Origin of the sequence: Sorangium sp. So ce406 (assembly GCF_051474675.1) — a bacterium.
Lineage (GTDB): Bacteria > Myxococcota_A > Polyangia > Polyangiales > Polyangiaceae > Sorangium > Sorangium cellulosum_G.
Genome location: NZ_CP150340.1, coordinates 3382890 through 3400514, shown reverse-complemented (window position 1 = coordinate 3400514; position 17625 = coordinate 3382890). Strand labels below are relative to the sequence as shown.

The following is a 17625-nucleotide window of genomic DNA, read 5'->3' as shown; positions in this document are numbered from 1 at the left end:
CGTTCGTCTACCAGCCTGTGAGACTCTCCGAGCAACTCCAGCCCCAGCGCCCTCAACGGAGATCGATGCGTCCGCAGGCAGGCCAGGTCATCAACAACAAGTACCGACTCGTGCGCGTCATCGGGGACGGCGGCATGGGGAGCGTCTACGAAGCCCGCCACGAGGTGCTGGGGACGACGGTCGCCCTCAAGTTTCTCCACCCCGAGCTGTCCCGCCGCTCGGGCCTGGTGCAGCGCTTCCTGCAGGAGGCGCGCGTCTCCGCGCAGATCCAGAGCGCGCACGTGGTCCGCGTGGTCGACGTCGACCAGACGACCTCCGGCCTGGCGTTCATCGTGATGGAGTACCTGGAGGGGAAGACGCTCCAGGCCCTCTACGAGGAGCTGTACCGGGCGGGCGTGCGGCTCGCGTACGCCGACGCGCTCGAGTACGCGATGCAGATGCTCGAGGGCGTCGAGGCCGCCCACCGCGCGGGCGTCGTCCACCGGGACCTCAAGCCGGACAACGTCATCATCACGAGGACGTCCAAGGGGGAGCCGCTCATCAAGCTGCTCGACTTCGGCATCGCCAAGCTGAAGGTCACGGGGGAGCTCGATCGCGGGCTCACGCGCCCGGGCGTGATCATGGGCACGCCCGAGTACATGGCCCCGGAGCAGGCGTACTCGGCGGACTCCGTGGACGCGCGCGCCGACATCTTCTCGCTGGGCGTCATCATCTTCGAGATGCTGGCCGGCCGTCGGCCCGTCGGCGGCGATGAGCCCCAGCAGATCGCGGGCGCCTACCTGTCGGGCCAGATCTCGCGGCTCTCGGACCTCGCCCCCGAGATCGCGCCCGCCCTCTGCGCCGCCGTCCACCGCGCGATGGCGGCCTCGCCGCCCGATCGGTTCGCGACCACCGCCGAGTTCCGCAGCGCGCTCGAGCCGTTCGCCCGGGCCGCCCGCGCCCCCTCGGCGCTCACGCCCTCGCCCTCCGAGGTCAGCCTGGCGCGGTCGTCCGCGTCTGCCCTGCCGGCGGCCCTCGCGGCGCCCGGGGTGGCCTCGCCTTCCGCGCTGGCGCCCGCGACCAACCCGATGGGCGACGGCCGCATCAGCGCCGTGCCCAAGACGATCCCGCCGGAGGACGACGGCGCGCAGCGCGCCGTGAGCGGCCCCCCGGGAGCCCCCGGGGCCTCGACCCCCATGGGGGGCTTCTCGTCGGACGCCCGGGGCCCCTCCGCGTCGGCCCCGGGGTTCACGCCCAGGCCGGAGCCCTCGTCGGGCCCGTACTTCGCCCACGGAGGCTACCCTCCGGTCGGGCAGCCTGCGACGGTGAACGCCGCGCCGTACATGCCGCCGCACGGGATGCCCGGCGTGCCGGCCACGAGCCACGAGCCTGGGCCGTTCGACGTGTCGCCGCGCCCGGGCGGGACGGCGGTCGGAAACGCGCCTCCTTTCATGGGCCGGAGCTCGGCGGCGCCCGCGGGCGCGTTCAACGGCGGTCCGGCGCCCGGCTACGGCGGGCCCTACGGCGGCGGCCCGCAAGGGTACATCCCCGGGACGGCGCCGATGGAGCCGCTGCCCGGGACCACGCACGGCGGCTCGGCGCACCGGGCGCAGCCGCCTCGGCGCGGAACGTCGGTGTTCACCATCCTGCTGCTCGCCACGGGGATCACCGGCGCCGTCGTGGGCGGCCTGTACATCGCCAACGAGGTCAACCGCGGGAGGCAGGCGGACGCGGTGCCCACCATGCCGACGCTCCAGCCGGCCATCACGGTCCCCTCGGATCCCGGCCCCGCCACCACGACGCCGCCCGCCACGACGCCCCCCGCCGTGACGTCGCCCGCGGTCGAGCCGCCGCCGGTCGTCGCCAAGCCTCAGCCCAGGCCGCCATCGACCACGACCTCGAAGCCTCCGACGACGCCGAGCGCGACAGGGACGCAGACACCGCCGACGCGGCCGAGCGGGACGACGATCATCCCCACGCTGCCGCCCCTCGTCATCCCCTCGACGTTCCCCCCGTTCCCGTTCCCTGGGTCGACCAGCGCACAGCCTCCGACCAACCCGCCGACGACCACCACGCCGAGCCCGCCGACGACCAGCCCGCCGACGCCCACCACGCCCACCACGCCGTCCGAAAGGCCGCGACGACGCGTGATCATCGTACCGAACAACTGACTCGCCCGGCGCGCACGGTAGGATGCGATCCCGATGAGCAACCAGAATAGCGGTCCGCCGCCCGGATGGCCTGCGCCCCCGAGCGGCATGTACGGCCCTGGCAAGACCGTGCCCGGCGAGCCTCCGGTCGCAGGGCTCAACTCGCCTCAGGGCACCTTCCCCGTGCCTCCCGGCGCCGCGCCGCAGGACCCAGGAGCCGCAGGCGCGAGCGTCCCGCGGACCATCGTCGAAGGCGGGAGCAACAGCGCGCCGCCGCCCGGCGCGTACGGCGCTCCTCCGGGCGCATACGGCGCGCCGCCAGCGGGCGCGTACGGTGCAGGGCCGGCAGGTGGAGCCGGACCGTATGGCCCCGGTGCAACGGCGACGTACGACGGCCCCCCCGGAGCCGGGGGCGTCTACGGGCAACCGCCCCTGCCGCCCGCCGGTCCGTTCGGCGGCTCGCCGTTCGGCGCACCCGGGGCTGCCGGCGCGCCGGGGTATCCAGCGGGGGGCGCTCACCAGATGCCAGGCGGCGCCCCGCCGTACGCGGCCCCGATGCCCGCGCGGCCTCGCCCGAAGAGCTCCGGCCTACCGCTCGCCTTGATCGGGCTCGGTGCGTTCGTGGTCTTCGGGGGCGGCGCGACCGCCTACTTCATGGCGCGGAGCGGAAGCTCGTCTGACGACGCCACGCTGCCCGCGGTCGATGCGCCCCCGCCGACCCCCGTGTCGGTCGCCGGTGACGCGCCGCCGCCCCCGCCCGCGACCACCACGCCCGAGCCACCCCCGCCGGATCCCGTCCCCGTGGCAGCCCCGAAGCCGCCGCCGAAGACGCAACCCAAGCCGGCGTCGACGCCCAGCGCGGGCGCCACGACCACGCCTCCGGCGACCACGCCCACCGCGACCACGCCTCCGGTGACCCCGACGACGCCGTCCGCGACGACCCCCACGCCGACGCCCTCCACGTCCTCGTCGGGCCGGCGGAGGATCGTCCTGCCCGGCAGGAACTGAGCGGATCCACGCCGGCCGCGCCATCGCCGACAGCGGCGCGGCCGGCGCGATCCGGGGTACCCCTGAGCCCGCTTGACATGGCGGTCAGGGTGAGCAGGTTCCGATGCCATGAGCAAATCCGGGATCGCCGCAGTCCTCTCGTTCCTCGTTCCGGGCGTTGGGCAGCTCTATAACGGCGCGTTTCTGCGCTGCATCTTCTGGCTGATCATCACGCCCGGCCTGTGGATCGGCTCGGGCGGCTGGCTCGGCTGGATCTGCCACCTGATCTCCGCGTACACCGCGTACCAGTACGCGAAGCGCTCCGACGCCTGACCCGCGACCCCGAGGCGAGCGCGCCCCCCCGGCGCGCTCGCTCAGGTCGCCTTCGCGAAGATCCTCTTCAGCACCTCGCCCGTCGCCGTCGCCTGACGCGCCACCTCGCGCGGGGTTCCCTCCGCCACGATACGTCCCCCGCCCGCGCCGCCCTCCGGGCCCAGCTCCACCACGTGATCCGCGCACGCGATGACCGCGGGGTGGTGCTCGATGATCACGAGCGTGTCGCCGCGCTCGACCAGACGATCGAGCACGCGGACCAGCCGCGTCACGTCCGCCAGGTGCAGGCCGGTCGTGGGCTCGTCGAGCACGTAGAGCGTGGGCTTGGGGCGCGCGCCGGCCGTCAGCTCCGCCGCGAGCTTGAGCCGCTGGGCCTCGCCGCCCGAGAGCGTGTGCGAGCCCTGGCCGATGTGGAGGTAGCCAACGCCGAGATCGCACATGGTCGCGAGCGGCGCGCGGATCCGCGGGTGCGCCGCGAAGACCTCGACCGCCTCCTCGGCGGTGAGATCGAGGATCTCGCCGACGGACAGGCCGAGGTAGCGCACGTCGAGCGTCGCCGGCTCGAAGCGCGCGCCGCCGCACGCCTCGCAGGGCGTGGTCACGTCGGGCAGGAACGACATCTCGTGCGCGATGACGCCCTGGCCCTCGCACGCGGGGCACCGCCCGCCGGAGGCCGTGTTGAAGGAGAACCGCGCCGGACCGTAGCCGCGCACCTGCGCGTCGGGGCACGCGGCGTAGAGCTTGCGGACCTCGTCCCAGACGCCCAGGAACGTCGCCGGGACCGAGCGCGGCGTCCGCCCGATGGGCGACTGGTCGACGGCCACCGCCCGGAGGATGCTCTTCGGCAGCTTGAGGGCCTTGTGCGGGCCCGGCTCGGGCGCCTCGAGCTTCAGCGCGCGGCGCGCGGCGGGGTAGAGCACCTTCTGGATCAGCGTGCTCTTCCCCGAGCCGGACACCCCGGCGACCACCGTCATCCGGCCCGCGGGGATCCGGAGCGCGTCCCCCTGGAGGTTGTGCGCGCGCGCCCCGAGCAGCTCGATGTGCTCGCGCGCCGGAGGGCGCGCCGGGCGCGCGCTGAGCAGGGCGTCCTCGCCGGCGAGCGCGCGGGCCGTCGGCGAGTCGGGGTTCGCGAGCACCTCGCGCGACGCGCCCGCCGCGACGATCCTGCCGCCCTTGCGCCCGCCCGAGGGGCCGAGGTCGATCAGGTGATCCGCGGCGCGGATGGTGTCGGCGTCGTGCTCCACCATGAGCACGGTGCTCCCCATGGCGGCGAGCCGCCGCAGGTTGTCGAGCAGCCGATCGGTGTCGCGCGGGTGCAGGCCGATCGTCGGCTCGTCGAGCACGTACAGCGCGCCGGTGAGGCCGCTGCCGAGCTGCGCCGCGAGCCGCAGGCGCTGCATCTCGCCGCCCGAGAGCGTGGACGCGCGCCGGTCGAGCGTCAGGTAGCCGAGGCCCACCTCGCAGACGAAGTCGAGCCGGCGGCAGAGCTCCTTGTGCGGCGCCTCGGCGATCAGCGCGCGATCGCCCGTGAAGCGCAGCCCCTTCGCCCACGCCGCCGCGGCGGCGACCGATCGGCCGGACGCCTGGTGGTACCGCTCGCCGGCGAGGCGCACGGCGCGCGGGACCGGCGCGAGGCGCGAGCCCCCGCAGGCCTCGCACGGATCGGGCGTCGCGAGCGCGTCGTCGTCGAAGTCCGAGGCGCCCGTCCCCTCGCACGCCTCGCAGCGGCCCTGCTTCGTGTTGAACGAGAACCAGCGCGGATCGAGCTCCGGGACGCCGACGCCGCAGCGCGGGCAGGTGCGCGTCGTGGAGAGGAGCTGCTCGCCGCCGCGGCCGCCGGCGAGCTTCACCGCCCCCCGCCCGAAGGCGAGGGCGCGATCGAAGAGCGCGCGATCGAGGCCGTCCATGCGCCCCTCGTACATCACGAGGTCGATCGAGTGCTCGCGGCGCTTGTCGAGGCGCGGCGGGCTGTCGGTCGCGCACGGCTCGCCGTCGGCGAGCGCGCGGGTGATGCCGGCGCGGGCGGCGGCGGTGAACACGTCGAGGTACGTCCCCTTGCGCGCCACGACGGCGGGCGCGAGGAGCGTCCGCGCGCCGCGCGTCGCGAGGAGCGCGCGGTAGACCTCGTCCGGCGAGCGCGCCTCGATCGGCACGTCGCAGTCCGGGCACCGCGCCTCGCCGACCTTGGCGTAGAGCAGCCGCAGGTAGTGCGCGATCTCGGTCACGGTCGCGACGGTCGAGTTGGCGCCGGAGCGCGTGGTGCGCTGCTCGAGCGCGATCGACGGGGGCACGCCGGTGACGCGGTCGACGTCGGGCCGCGGCAGCGTGGGGAGGAACTGGCGCGCGTAGGGGGTCAGCGTCTCGAGGAAGCGCCGCTGGCCCTCGGCGAAGACGACGTCGAAGGCGAGCGTGCTCTTGCCGGAGCCGCTCGGGCCCGTGACGACGACGATCTGGCCGTGCGGGATCACGGTCGAGACCTCGGCGAGGTTGTGCTCGCGCGCGCCCTCCACCTCGATCCGCCCCTGGTCGAGCGGCGCGCGCGCGGCGCCGTTGCCGCCGCGCCTGGCGGGCTTCGGGGCGGCGGTCGCCGCGGCCGCCGCGCCGCGCCGCGGTCGCCGCGCAGCCCCCTCTCCGCGCTGCGCGAACCAGTCGGCGAGCGAGCTGCCGGTCCGGCCCGTCGTCCTGGCCACCTGCTCGGGCGTCCCTTCGGCCACGACGCGCCCGCCCTCGCTGCCCGCGCCCGGCCCGAGGTCGATGACCCAGTCGGCCGCCGCGATGACGTCGAGATCGTGATCGACGACGATCACCGAGGCGCCCTCGGCCACGAGCACGGAGAGCGCGGCGTTGAGGTGCTTCACCTCCTCCGGGTGCAGGCCGGCGCTCGGCTCGTCGAGGAGGAAGAGCGCGCCCGCGCACGGCTCGCCGAGCGCGCGCGCGATCTTGAGCCGCTGCGCCTCGCCGCCCGAGAGCGTCGAGAGCGGCTGGCCGAGCGTGAGGTAGCCGAGGCCGAGCTGCTTGAGCGGCGCGAGCGCCCGCCGGACGGCGGGCTCCCGCGCGAAGGCGTCGAACGCCTCGTCGATCGAGAGATCGAGCACGTCGGCGACCGAGCGGCCGTCGAGCTTCACCTCGAGCACCTCGTCGCGGAACCGCTTGCCCTTGCAGGTCGGGCAGGTCAGCGACACGTCCGCCAGGAACTGCATCTCGATCGTCTCGCTCCCCTCGCCCGAGCACGCCTCGCAGCGCCCGAGCGCGACGTTGAACGAGAAGTGGCCGGGACCGAGGTCCCGCGCCGCCGCCTCCGGCTGCTCGGCGAAGAGCGCGCGGATGCGGTTCCAGGCGCCGGTGTAGGTCGCGGGGTTGCCCCGGGAGGTGCGCCCGAGCGGCGCCTGGTCGACGAGCGTGATCGTGCGGATGTCGGCCGTGCCCTCGATGCGCCTGTACAGGCCGGGCGCGTCGACGTCCTTGTAGCCGCGCGCCCGCGCGATGTGCCGGTAGAGCACGTCGTTCACCAGCGTGCTCTTGCCCGAGCCGCTCGGCCCCGTGATCGCCGCGACGACGCCGAGCGGGATGTCGACCGTGACGTCGCGGAGGTTGTTCTCGCGCGCGCCGTGGATCGAGATCTTGCCTGTCGGCGTGCGGCGCTCCGCGCGCGCCGCGACCAGCGGGCTGCGCGCGGCGAGCCCCTCGGGCGGGCCGTCGAAGGTGACGCGCCCGCCCTGCTTGCCAGCGCCGGGGCCCAGCTCGACGACGCGATCGCTCGCCCGGATGACGAGGGGCTCGTGCTCGATGACGAGCACCGCGTTGCCGCGGTCAGCGAGCTCGCGCATGGCCGCGATGAGCGGCGGGATGTCCGTCGGGTGCAGGCCGACGGTCGGCTCGTCGAGCACGAAGAGCGCGCCCGTCAGCGAGGTGCCGAGCGCGGCGGTGAGCGCGACGCGCTGCGCCTCGCCGCCCGAGAGCGTGCGCGCCTGGCGAGAGAGCGAGAGGTAGCCGAGCCCGACCCGCTCGAGGTAGCCGAGCCGCGCGATGAGCTCGCGGCGCGCCATCTCCCCCTGGCCGGTCTGGGGGCGCTCGGCCTCGAGCCGCGCGCGGGCGTCGCGGAGCTCGAGCTCGTGCCACGCGGCGAGGTCGAGGCCGCCGACGCGGTAGAGGAGCGACTCGGGGGAGAGCCGCTTGCCGCTGCACGCGCCGCAGACGTCGTAGGTGCGGTAGCGCGCGAGCAGCACGCGGACGTGCATCTTGTAGGTGCGCGTCTCGAGCCAGCGGAACCAGGCCTTCACGCCGGGGTACTTCCCCTGGTTCCACGTGCCCTCGCCCTCGAGCACGAGCGCGCGCTGCGCCTCGGAGAGCTCGCGCCACGGCCGGTCGGTGCGGATCCCGTTCCGCTCGCAGAACGCGCGGAGCACCTTCCGCTCCCACGTGGTCGAGCGGCCGTTCCAGGGGCGGATCGCGCCGCCCGCGATCGACTTCGCCGGGTCCGGGATCACCTTGTCGTAGTCGATGCCGAGGGTGCGGCCGAAGCCGCGGCACGAGGTGCACGCGCCGGTCGGGGACTGGTACGAGAACAGCCCCGGGCGCGGCGGATCGAAGGCGCGCGCGCACGAGGGGCAGGCGAGCCCGCGCACGAGCCGGAGCCGCGTCGACCCCGCCCCGTTGCCGTTCGGCTCCTCGCTCTTGCGGTGCAGGTGGAGCGACGCGTCGCCGCCGCCGCCCTTCCACGCCTCCTCGATGGCGGCGCCGAGGCGCCGGCGCTCCCGGGGGGCGACGCGGACGCGATCGACGATGACCTCGACCTTGTCCGCGCCGCTCAGCGCCTCGGAGGGCGCCACGCTGTCGATGTCGCGCGCCTCCCCGCGGACGAGCAGGCGACGGTAGCCGGCGGAGAGCAGCGACTCGCGCACGTCGAGGAAGCGCTCGGCGCCCGCGACGGGGATCGGGTACGTGACGAGCGCGGTCGCCCCCTCGTGCGCGCTCGCGGCGAGGTCGGCCGCGCGCGCGGGGTCGGTCCGCGCGGCGGGCGCGTCGCACGAGGGGCAGACGGGCACCGCCTCGCGCGCGAAGAGCGCGCAGAAGTACGGCTCGAGATCGGCCATGGTGGCGACGGTCGACCGCGAGCTCTTGACCGGCGCGCGGCGATCGACCGCGACGCCGGCCGCCACGGGCTCGAGCGCGTCGATCGGCGGCCGCTCGAGCCGCTCGAGGAACTGGCGCGCGTACGGGCTGAAGCTCTCGACGAACCGGCGTTGTCCTTCGGAGTAGAGCGTGTCGAGCGCGAGCGAGGATTTTCCGGCGCCGGACACGCCGGCGATGGCCACGAGCTCGCCGGGCCGGAAGTCGAGGTCGATGCCCTGGAGGTTGTGCGTGCGGGCGCCGCGGAGACAGATCGATTGCATAGAGGCGCGGAAGGGTGGGCCCCGCGGGGATGGCGTCCGGAGCGGACAGGCCCGCGTGAAACCGCGAGTGTTTAGCCCCCTTTCAGCCGAGCGTCCAAGCGTCGCGAACGATCGTGCGTGGGCGGCGCACCGGCGCACGCGCGCTGCGGCCTTGCGTTCTTGGGCGCGAAATTATCGCGTGTCGTGCCGAGTCCGTGCGCTCACCGCGCGCGAGCAAGGCGCGTGCGCTCGTGTCTGTCCGGTTCGATTGGAACAGTGCGGTCAGCGAGCACTTGAACGACGTGGATCGCGAGGGCCTGGCGGACGAGAGCGGCTAGGCGCCGTTGACGAGGAGGAGCGAGAGGTAGCCGTAGTCGTTGCTGACCCAGTTCGCGCTGAAGGTCTGGCCGCACATCCCGATGTTGTAGGTGCCCGCGGTGAGGCCGGTGATCACGGCGCTGAGCCCGAAGGACACGCGCGTGCGCGCCGGGACGCGACCTCCCGTCATGCCGAGTCCGGCCACGCGCACGTCCTCGAGGACCGGGCCGGACGGTCCTGAGCGGTACCGCTGGTAGCACATGTACAGGTTGAGGTTGTCCGCCGGGAGGGTCTCCGCTCCCAGGTATCGATGGGCGGTCGCGTAGATCGCCTGGCTCGTCGACGAGATCTCGACCGAGGCCGTGGGCCCGAAGAAAGCGACAGGCATCCCGGCCGGCAGCGTGTCGTTCGGGCCGATCCCGTGGACCATCAACGACAGCACGACGCCTTGTGGCCCGGCCGGACCGGCGGGGCCGGTCGCACCGCGGGGCCCCTGCGCGCCCTGCGGCCCAGTGGGGCCCGCGGGGCCGACCGCGCCGTCCAGCCCAGGAGGCCCCTCCGGGCCCATCAGACCTTCTGGCCCCATCGGACCGACCGGACCTTCTGGCCCCATCGGGCCGATCGGGCCTTCCGACCCCCTCGGCCCCACCGGGCCGATCTGGCCCTCGGGTCCCATCGGGCCTTCTGGCCCCCTGGGCCCCGCGGCACCCGCGGGCCCGGTCGGGCCTTCCGGACCCCTCGGTCCGACCGGACCTGCCGGCCCCATGGGTCCGGTCGGCCCCACCGGCCCGGCGGGCCCGAGGGATCCCGCTGGCCCCGCCGGCCCCTCCGGTCCTTCAGGGCCCCTCGGCCCTGTCGCTCCGGCGGCGCCCGCCGGCCCCGTCGGCCCCGCCTGGCCTGGCGGCCCTGCCGGCCCTGTCGCTCCGGTGGGGCCTTCCGGACCGGCCGGCCCCGCAGGCCCCTCCGGCCCCTGAAGCCCCGTCGGCGAGCCGACCCACTGCCCGTTCTCGTCGATCACCAGGGTGCCGTTCACCGCGACCCCGCTCTGGTCGATCAGCACCGTGCTGCCGTTCGAGGTGTTCACCGTGACCGAGCTCGGCGTGATGTCGCCGCTCACGTTGCCGGCGAGGAGCGCATACGGCACGCTCGCGACCGTCGCGCGCGGCTTCAGCTCGACGTCGTCGCCGACCGTGATGCCGAGGTAACGCTCGGCGCCGTCGAAGATCGCGCCCTGGAACGGGACGATCGAGCCGAGGCGCACCGAGAAGAAGCCGTCCTCGAACGTGATCGCATGAGCCTCGCTCCAGAGAGGCGTCGACGCATCGCGTTCGTCGTAGAGGGCGAAGACGACCTCGATCGTCTCGTTGATGGGCGCGCCCTCCGCGTCGTAGAGCCGGCCCTGGTGGGTGATGGTCGACGGCACCGCCGCGGCCGCGGTCCCCGCGCCCGCGATCGCGCCCGCCGCCAGGGCGTAAGCCGTCATGTACCGCGCGATCGCCGATGCCCTCATCGCCTGGTCCCCTTCATGGCGAGCTCCCGTTGGCCCCGATGAGCCCGCCCTGCATCCGATATCGGGGTGATGTCGTCGTCTCCTGGTTCTGCGCCGGCTGGCCGAGCGTGAACACCATCCGGTAGCGCGCGCTCTTCGCGACCTCGCCGGCGGTCACCGTCTCGCTCGCCCCGATGGGCGCGCCCCCACCCTGCCCCTCGCCGCCGCTGCCCGAGCCCGCGGCCGCGTCGTGGCCGCCATCGCCGCCGGCCCCATCGCCACTCGCGATCGGAGGACCCACCATCCCCGGGTCGGCGGCGCAGCTACACGCAGGGGTCAACGCAGCGATCACCACCGCTCCGAGCCAGGCGGAAAAGCGCAATCCGCGGTTCACTGAGTCCTCCGGCCCGACGGCGAGTCGTGCTCAAGATGCATTGGACGAGCGACGGCGATCGGCGTCAAGCGACGACCCCGCCGCCGCGCGGCAGCGCCGCCGCGCCCCGCGGGAGCGGCGCGCTCCGCCGGCCCGGCGGGCGCGCGGTGAGACGGTGGACAGGCGGCGGCGCGCGCGCTATGCGGCCGCGTGAGCCGCGCTGACAAAGAGAAGGAACGAGAGGGAGAGAAGCTCATCGTGCGCAACAAGCGCGCGACCTTCGACTACACGCTCGAGGACCGGTACGAGGCGGGGCTGGTCCTGCTCGGCAGCGAGGTGAAGATGCTCCGCGACGGCGCGGCCGAGCTGACGGACAGCTGGTGCGCCATCGAGAACGGCGAGGTGTTCCTGAAAGGGGTCAACATCCCCGTGATGCCCCAGGCGGCGTTCGGGCACGAGCCGAAGCGCGCGCGCAAGCTGCTGCTCCACGAGAGCGAGATCGAGGCGATCCGCAAGGGCGTGGAGCGCGAGGGCATGACGGTGATCGCGACCCGCCTGTACTTCAAGAACGGCCGCGTGAAGGTGGAGATCGCCCTCGCCAAGGGGAAGAAGACCGTCGACAAGCGCGAGAGCCTGAAGGAGAAGGACGCCGCGCGTGAAGCGCGCGCGGCCATCGAGCGAGCCCGCGGCGGAGGTGGGCGCGGCGCCCCGCCCCGCGCGGCGCGCAGCGAGAACCGCGCCCGCCCGCGGAGGCCGGAATGACGCCGCACCTCACCTGGTCCAAGGGCGGCGAGGCCGAGCTCATCGAGATCGACGGCGACCGCGTGCGGCTCCGCTCGACCGCTTCCTCGGCCCCCGGCGCGCGCGTGGAGGGCTCGCTCTCGACCGGGACGGCGATCCGGGTGAAGGTGGCCCGCTGTCGCCTGCTCGCCCCCCACGCGCCGGACGCTCCGACGCCGGCCGAGCGCATCTATGAGCTGGAAGGCCGGCTCATCGACGCAACGCGTGATGTCCGCGCCGAGCTCGCACGGCTCGTCGCCGACGAGCGTCCGAGCTGATCCACGCCGCGGCGCGGCTTGCGGAGCAGCGGATGTTGCGGTGACCCACGGCGACATTTACGCTGGTTTCCATGAAAATTACGTCGCGCCCTCGTGTAATTCTGCGGCGCTGCTCGACGTATGATGTGGCGCGGATCCGCGACATCGTGCGCAGCGGCCTCGAGGAGCTGTCGCTCCGCCCGCACGGCCGGACGCTGATCAAGCCGAACGTCGTCGCCTCCGGCGCGCACTTCCCGCACGCGTATACGCGGCCCGAGTTCATCGAGGGGGTGATCGGCGCGCTCAAGGATCGCGACGACGGACGCGTGACCGAGCTCGCCGTGGGGGAGCGGTGCGGCATCACGCTCCCGACCCGCATGACGTACGAGGGCGCCGGCTACTACCCCATGTTCCGCCGGACCGGGGTCAAGCACTACCACTTCGAGGAAGAGCAGCAGGTCGAGATCCCGCTCACGCACGAGGGCCGGCTGCGCGACTACGTGTTCACGCCGGAGCCCGTCGCGAAGGCCGACTTCTTCGTGAACTGCCCCAAGTTCAAGTCGCATCCCTGGACGACCGTGACCTTCTCGATGAAGAACTACATCGGTATCCAGGACGATCGTCACCGCCTCATCGATCACGATCACCGGCTGAACGAGAAGGTCGCCGACCTCCAGTACATCGTGCAGCCGCAGTTCATCGCGATCGACGCCATCACCGCGGGCGAGGGCCGGATGCTCACGCCGTCGCCGTTCGACCTGGGCCTCATCATCATGGGGAACAACCAGGTCGCGTTCGACGCGGTCTGCTGTCGGATCATCGGCGTCGATCCGCGGAGCGTCGAGCACATCCGCCTGGCCTCGGAGCGCGGGTTCGGACCGATGGACCTCGGCGAGATCGAGATCACGGGAGACGTGACGCTCGAGGAAGCGCAGCAGAAGGCGAAGGGGTTCAAGGTGGGCCTCGTCCGCGTCGAGAAGTACTTCGAGGGCACCAACATCACGGCCTACGCGGGGTCGCCGCCCGAGCCCGAGCACACCGACTACTGCTGGGGCGGCTGCCCGGGGGCGATCGAGGAGGCGATCGAGATCCTGCGCGAGTACGACAAGGAGTGCGACGCGAAGATGCCGCGGATGCACGTCGTGTTCGGCGCCTACGAGGGGCCCATCGACGCGAAGCCGGGCGAGAAGGTCGTCTTCATCGGCGACTGCGCGACGTACAAGGGCAAGATCGGCGATCAGCTCATCAGCATCGACAGCCTGTACCGCGAGCGGAGCGCGCGGGATCCGTACACCGCGAAGCACGATGACGTCCTCGCGAAGATGGTGAAGGTGACGACCAAGCTCGCGATGGCCCGCAACGAGACCGTCATCCGGCTCGAGGGCTGCCCCGTGAGCGTGGCGGAGCAGGTGCTCACGCTGGTCACGCTGGGCAAGACGAAGAACCCGTACTTCGCCGCCGATCAGCTGCTCGAGTTCAACAAGGCATACGTCGCCTGGCGCGGGGCCTCGCTCGCGAAGCGGCTCTCCGGCAAGCCCTACCAGGTCCACGGGGCGTGCTCGCGCGGCGCGGCCGCCCCCGAGCTCCCGTCCGAGCCGCCTAGCCCGCCGGCCGCAGAGTGAGCTCGAAGAGGATCTCGAGCTCGTCGCGCACCTTGAACGCGCCGAGCGGCCCCTTGACCTCGCGCACGCCGAGCGCGGCCATCGAGAGCTGACAGCCCCCCGCCACCCCGACGGCACCCTCTCCGCGATCGCTCGCGGAGAGGCGGGTCGCCAGCGCGGCGCTCCCCGAGGCGATCTGGACGCGCACCTCGGCGCGATCCCGCGCGATCCCGGAGGCGCGGACCTCCACGACCGCGGTGCCCCGGAGCACCTCTTCCCGGATGCGCCGCTCGATGTCGCGACGATCTCCGTCCGAGAGCGCGTCCGGGTCGAGGCGGTCGCCGCGCAGGACCCCCGCCACGCGGAGCCCGGCCGCGGGGATCGAGAGCTCGGCCGTCCAGGCGTCGCCGTCGAGCCGCGCCCGGCCGCGCAGCTCGGACGCGGAGATCTCGAGGTCGTGCGCCAGGCGCGCGAGCATCCCGACGGCGCGGGTGCGGATCGTCAGGCTGGACGCGGCGGGGTCGAGGTGCAGCTCGTTCAAGGGACGAAGCTCCTTGTCGCCAGGAGGCGGAAGGCCGGAGTCAACTGCGAGACCGGAGGCATGCGGGAGACCGGAGAGAGCGCCGTCAGCGGCGCTTGGAGCGACGCGGTCCGTCGGGGACGAGCACGTAGCGGCTCGATGTGGGCTCGGGCTGCCGGAGCAGCTCGGCGCGGAGCAGCGCCTCGGCGAGCCGCGCCTCGATGACCTCGTCGGTGATGCCCGGCTCCAGGGTGACCACCGCAGCCTGGATGTCGCGCGCCAGCGCGTCGAACTCCGCGCTGTCGAAGGCGTAGATGTCGTCGGGGAACAGCAGCGCGAGCGGCTTTCGCTCCACGGCCGTGTTCGTCAGCGCCGCGAGATCGCTCTCGACGATGAGCATGACGCGGGCCCGCAGGCACATCCCCCTGCACCGGACCGCCAGCTCCTCCGCCGAACCGACGAGCAGGACCGAACGAGGCGTGTTGACCGCCTTGGTGGCCTCGTCGTCGCCGTGAGTCATTCCTCGGAGAGTACGTGAACGCGCCGATGAAGGCATCCCCTTGCGGCATCGCGGAGGAGGTCAGGCGGCCGGTCGCGGCAGCGCTGGGCCGAGCGCCCTCCGCCGCCCCGGCACGCAGCGCTACTCCCTGCACCGAGCCGCGGCGGCGAGCGCCAGAAGGAGCGCGCTGAGCGCGAGCAGGCCAGCGCTCACGGATTGCTCGAGCCCGAGCGGCGAGGGCCCGCCGAGGAGGTTCATCGCGTTACCCCGCGGCAAGAGCGCGCCCGCCACCCCGGCCGAGCCCCCGAGCAGGAAGTCGGCCACGAGCGGCACGAAGCGGCCGCGGCCGCGCCGCAGAAAGGTGGCGCCGAGCGAGAACCATCCGGCGTAGGCGGCGCCGGTGAGCGCGCCGATCCACCCACTGATGAGCACGTCTCGGACCCATGGCGCAGCGCCGGGGCCGTGGGCGAGCGAGACGACGACGACGGCGAGCAACGCGCCCACCACCGCGGACGACAGGAGCGCGGCAAGGGCGATGCCCAGCGCGACGTGATGGGACGAGGCACCGAAGCGAGCCGCCGGCCAGGCCGCCTCGCGCAGCGCGGTCCGATCGGCCGCGTCGGCGGCGAGGGCGAAGATCGTGAGCGGCGTGACGAGGCGGAACGTCGCGAGCAGCGCCCGATCCACGGCCCCGGAGGAGCCGAACGCGACCTCGATCACCGCGGCGGCGGCCGCGAGCGCGACGCCGAGCCCGAGCGCCAGCAGCGGGCGCCGCGCGAAGAGGCGGCTCAGCGCCAGCTCCACACCGAGCCGGACGGCCAGGAGCGCGGTCGCGCTCCGCTCGGGGCGCCCACCGGCGGGAACCAGCGGCTGGACTGCAGCGCTCGGAGCGCTCTCACCGAGCATCGTGGGGTCCTGTCTCCGCGACGTGCGCCGCACCGTCGGTCGGCGATGGATCGGCCGCGGGCGGTCCGCCGGAAGCGTCGCCGCCGAGGGGCGATGGCAGCGGGCCGGCGGGCGACGGGCCCGAGGGCGGTGGGGCAGGCGGCGCCGGACCGGGCGGCGCCGCCGCGCCGAACGCCGCCACGGCGACCGGATCCTGGGGCGGCGCGCCGGGCGGAGGCGCGGTGCCGGGCGGCGGCGCGGCGTCGCCGACGGGCGCGCCGAACGGCCGGCGCGGGCGCACGGCGGCCAGGTGCAGCGCGGTCGCCGCCCTCACGTCGTGCATCGACGGCGCCGCCGACGAGATCGCGGCGAGCGTGACGTCCTCCCGCGCGGCTGCATCCAGGATCGCGAGCGCCGCCGCCTCCCTGTCCGCGGCCCGGATCCGCAACGTCGACGATGCGCCCGCCGGCCCCTGCTCCCACGATCCCGCGCGCACGGCGGGAGAGGCCGCGAGCGCCGCGGCGAGCGCGCGGGCGCCGGGCGCGTCGGGCCCCCGCTCGTGGAGGAGCACGTGGAGCTCGACCTCGGGCCTCCCTGCGCCCGGCGCGGCCGGGGTCGGGGCGCCGGCGAGGCGCTCGCCGTCGCCGGGCTCGGTCCGGGCGATGACGCCGCGATCGAGCACGTGGATGCGCTCGGCGAGGGCCCTCGCGTCGACGGTCGAGGACGTGATCAGCACGACACAGGCGCCGCCGTCGGAGAGCGCGCGGAGGCGCTCGCGGACCAGCTCCGGCGACGGCACGGCGACGTCGGCGAACGGCTCGAAGAGGCAGAGCAGCAGCGGCTGCGGCACGCCCAGGGCGAGCGACAGCTCGACGGACCGGGCCTCGGCGAAGCTCAACGAAGCCGTACGGCGGGCGAGGAGCGACGCGACGCCGAGCGGATCGAGCAACGCCGCGGCGCTGCTCGGGGGCGCGCCGCGGGCGCGGAGCGCCACGGACATGGAGGACGCCACCGAGACACCGTCGGGCAGCTCCGGGGCGACCGAGAGCACGCCGATCCGCGCCCGCGTGGCCGCGCTCCGGAACGGGTCGCGGCCCGCGATGAGGACGCGGCCCGCGAGGGGCGCGGCGCGCCCCGCGAGCAGCTCGGAGAGCGCCAGCGTCCCGTCCTCCGGCGCGCCGAGGACGGCGTGCACGCCCGGGCCGAGCGCCGCCGTCACGCCGAAGAGGCTCCCGCGGGGGCGCCCCGCCTCGCCGGCGCTGTCGCGCGCGCGCACGCCCTCGAGCACCACGATGGGCGCGCCGGGGCTCATCCGACCGGGCCCCCCGCCGAGCGGGCCGCGAACGAGAGGAACGCGCCGAGCGCGCCCGGGATCGACCACCGCGCGTCGCCGGCGAGGTCGGCGAGCGCCCAGGGGATGAAGATCAGCGAGAGGAACAGGGCGCGCCCCCGCGGCCCGGCGACGCGGCCGCTCGCCGCGGCGAGGCCGCCGAGCGTCACGCCGGAGACGACGCCGAAGAGGGCGAGCGCCGCGCCGAAGGCGAGGTGCTGCAAGGCGAGCAGCGCGGAGCCGGAGAGCAGCGCCGCGAGCGCCGAGAGCGCGGCCAGCGGGAGCGCGACGACCCGCGCCACCTCCAGCATCGCGGCGAGGCTGCGCGCGCCGTGGAGCGACTCCCGCGAGATCCCGCGCGCGGCGGCGAGCGCCTCGATGCCGTCGCGGCGGTCTGCCGCGGGCCGATCATGCGCCGCGGCGAGGGCGATGGGGCCAGCGGCCACCCACGCGAGCCCGCGCGCCGCGGACCCGAGCAGCCCCTCCAGCGACGTCGTCCCGTCGTCCAGCCGGAGCACGAGCGCCATGGCGCCGTACCCCAGCGAGATCAGCGCGGCCATGGCGAGGCCGAGCCGCCCGCCGCGCGCGCCGCGGAGCCGCGCGCAGCCCAGCGCGACCGCGGCGCGCAGCGCCTTCCGGACCGCCGCGCCCCGCCGCCCGAGGTCGTCCGGGCGCCTGATCGGCGCATCGCGCGGTTCGGGATCGTGCGGGCGGGTCATCGGGGAGGCGTATGGACGGTGCGCAGGGAGCGC

The 17625-nt window shown here is 74.5% G+C and carries 14 protein-coding genes; 6 read left to right on the top strand and 8 right to left on the bottom strand.

The genetic code is table 11. The features are described from left to right. The first annotated feature begins 65 nt into the window (after positions 1-65). The 3 genes from WME96_RS12765 to WME96_RS12755 all read left to right on the top strand — a co-directional run bounded on the left by WME96_RS12765 (position 66) and on the right by WME96_RS12755 (position 3449). Positions 66-2150, top strand: coding sequence for a protein kinase domain-containing protein (locus tag WME96_RS12765; protein ID WP_437290409.1), 2085 nt, complete (start codon positions 66-68; stop codon positions 2148-2150). 33 nt (positions 2151-2183) lie between these two features. Continuing rightward, positions 2184-3137 (top strand): hypothetical protein, encoded by a 954-nt coding sequence (locus tag WME96_RS12760; RefSeq protein WP_437290408.1) that lies wholly within the window; start codon positions 2184-2186, stop codon positions 3135-3137. A gap of 108 nt (positions 3138-3245) precedes the next feature. Further along, positions 3246-3449: a hypothetical protein gene (locus tag WME96_RS12755; RefSeq protein WP_061618641.1), complete on the top strand. Its 204-nt coding sequence runs from the start codon at positions 3246-3248 to the stop codon at positions 3447-3449. 41 nt (positions 3450-3490) lie between these two features. On the opposite strand, the gene uvrA is transcribed toward WME96_RS12755, so the two are convergent. The 3 genes from uvrA to WME96_RS12740 form a co-directional block, all read right to left on the bottom strand. Further along, positions 3491-8842 carry an excinuclease ABC subunit UvrA gene (uvrA, locus tag WME96_RS12750; RefSeq protein WP_437290407.1) on the bottom strand — a complete coding sequence of 1784 codons (5352 nt, stop codon included), beginning with the start codon at positions 8840-8842 and terminating at the stop codon, positions 3491-3493. Between the two features lie 313 nt (positions 8843-9155). Further along, positions 9156-10649 (bottom strand): collagen-like protein, encoded by a 1494-nt coding sequence (locus WME96_RS12745; RefSeq protein WP_437290406.1) that lies wholly within the window; start codon positions 10647-10649, stop codon positions 9156-9158. Positions 10650-10662: 13 nt separating this feature from the next. Next, positions 10663-10980, bottom strand: a complete 318-nt coding sequence (locus tag WME96_RS12740) for a hypothetical protein (RefSeq protein ID WP_437290405.1) — start codon at positions 10978-10980, stop codon at positions 10663-10665. A 231-nt stretch (positions 10981-11211) separates the two neighbouring features. Here WME96_RS12740 and smpB point away from each other — a divergent pair, with 231 nt between their 5' ends. From smpB to WME96_RS12725, 3 genes are all read left to right on the top strand, one after another. After that, the gene (gene smpB / locus WME96_RS12735) at positions 11212-11763 is read left to right on the top strand and encodes an SsrA-binding protein SmpB (RefSeq protein WP_433935731.1); all 552 of its coding nucleotides are present in this window, start codon (positions 11212-11214) and stop codon (positions 11761-11763) included. Continuing rightward, positions 11760-12059, top strand: a complete 300-nt coding sequence (locus tag WME96_RS12730; protein WP_437290404.1) for a hypothetical protein — start codon at positions 11760-11762, stop codon at positions 12057-12059. The genes smpB and WME96_RS12730 overlap by 4 nt, the downstream gene beginning before the upstream one ends. Before the next feature lie 146 nt (positions 12060-12205). After that, the gene (locus tag WME96_RS12725) at positions 12206-13660 is read left to right on the top strand and encodes a DUF362 domain-containing protein (protein WP_437290403.1); all 1455 of its coding nucleotides are present in this window, start codon (positions 12206-12208) and stop codon (positions 13658-13660) included. Here the strand turns inward: WME96_RS12725 and WME96_RS12720 are convergent. From WME96_RS12720 to WME96_RS12700, 5 genes are all read right to left on the bottom strand, one after another. After that, positions 13638-14180: a hypothetical protein gene (locus WME96_RS12720; protein WP_437290402.1), complete on the bottom strand. Its 543-nt coding sequence runs from the start codon at positions 14178-14180 to the stop codon at positions 13638-13640. The genes WME96_RS12725 and WME96_RS12720 overlap by 23 nt on opposite strands. An 85-nt stretch (positions 14181-14265) precedes the next feature. Then, positions 14266-14679 carry a hypothetical protein gene (locus WME96_RS12715; RefSeq protein ID WP_437290401.1) on the bottom strand — a complete coding sequence of 138 codons (414 nt, stop codon included), beginning with the start codon at positions 14677-14679 and terminating at the stop codon, positions 14266-14268. Between the two features lie 120 nt (positions 14680-14799). After that, complete coding sequence (locus tag WME96_RS12710; RefSeq protein ID WP_437290400.1) at positions 14800-15564, bottom strand: hypothetical protein; 765 nt, start codon at positions 15562-15564, stop codon at positions 14800-14802. Then, the gene (locus tag WME96_RS12705; RefSeq protein WP_437290399.1) at positions 15554-16855 is read right to left on the bottom strand and encodes an ABC transporter ATP-binding protein; all 1302 of its coding nucleotides are present in this window, start codon (positions 16853-16855) and stop codon (positions 15554-15556) included. Before WME96_RS12705 ends, WME96_RS12710 begins: the two co-directional genes overlap by 11 nt. Further along, positions 16852-17592 (bottom strand): hypothetical protein, encoded by a 741-nt coding sequence (locus WME96_RS12700; RefSeq protein WP_437290398.1) that lies wholly within the window; start codon positions 17590-17592, stop codon positions 16852-16854. Before WME96_RS12700 ends, WME96_RS12705 begins: the two co-directional genes overlap by 4 nt. Positions 17593-17625: the final 33 nt, after the last annotated feature.

Coding starts and splice junctions, on each gene's coding strand:
- WME96_RS12730 (WP_437290404.1), top strand. CDS start 11,760: ATGACGCCGCACCTCACCTGGTCCAAGGGCGGCGAGGCCGAGCTCATC.
- WME96_RS12745 (WP_437290406.1), bottom strand. CDS start 10,649: ATGAGGGCATCGGCGATCGCGCGGTACATGACGGCTTACGCCCTGGCG.
- WME96_RS12715 (WP_437290401.1), bottom strand. CDS start 14,679: ATGACTCACGGCGACGACGAGGCCACCAAGGCGGTCAACACGCCTCGT.
- WME96_RS12700 (WP_437290398.1), bottom strand. CDS start 17,592: ATGACCCGCCCGCACGATCCCGAACCGCGCGATGCGCCGATCAGGCGC.
- uvrA (WP_437290407.1), bottom strand. CDS start 8,842: ATGCAATCGATCTGTCTCCGCGGCGCCCGCACGCACAACCTCCAGGGC.
- WME96_RS12710 (WP_437290400.1), bottom strand. CDS start 15,564: ATGCTCGGTGAGAGCGCTCCGAGCGCTGCAGTCCAGCCGCTGGTTCCC.
- WME96_RS12765 (WP_437290409.1), top strand. CDS start 66: ATGCGTCCGCAGGCAGGCCAGGTCATCAACAACAAGTACCGACTCGTG.
- WME96_RS12760 (WP_437290408.1), top strand. CDS start 2,184: ATGAGCAACCAGAATAGCGGTCCGCCGCCCGGATGGCCTGCGCCCCCG.
- WME96_RS12755 (WP_061618641.1), top strand. CDS start 3,246: ATGAGCAAATCCGGGATCGCCGCAGTCCTCTCGTTCCTCGTTCCGGGC.
- WME96_RS12705 (WP_437290399.1), bottom strand. CDS start 16,855: ATGAGCCCCGGCGCGCCCATCGTGGTGCTCGAGGGCGTGCGCGCGCGC.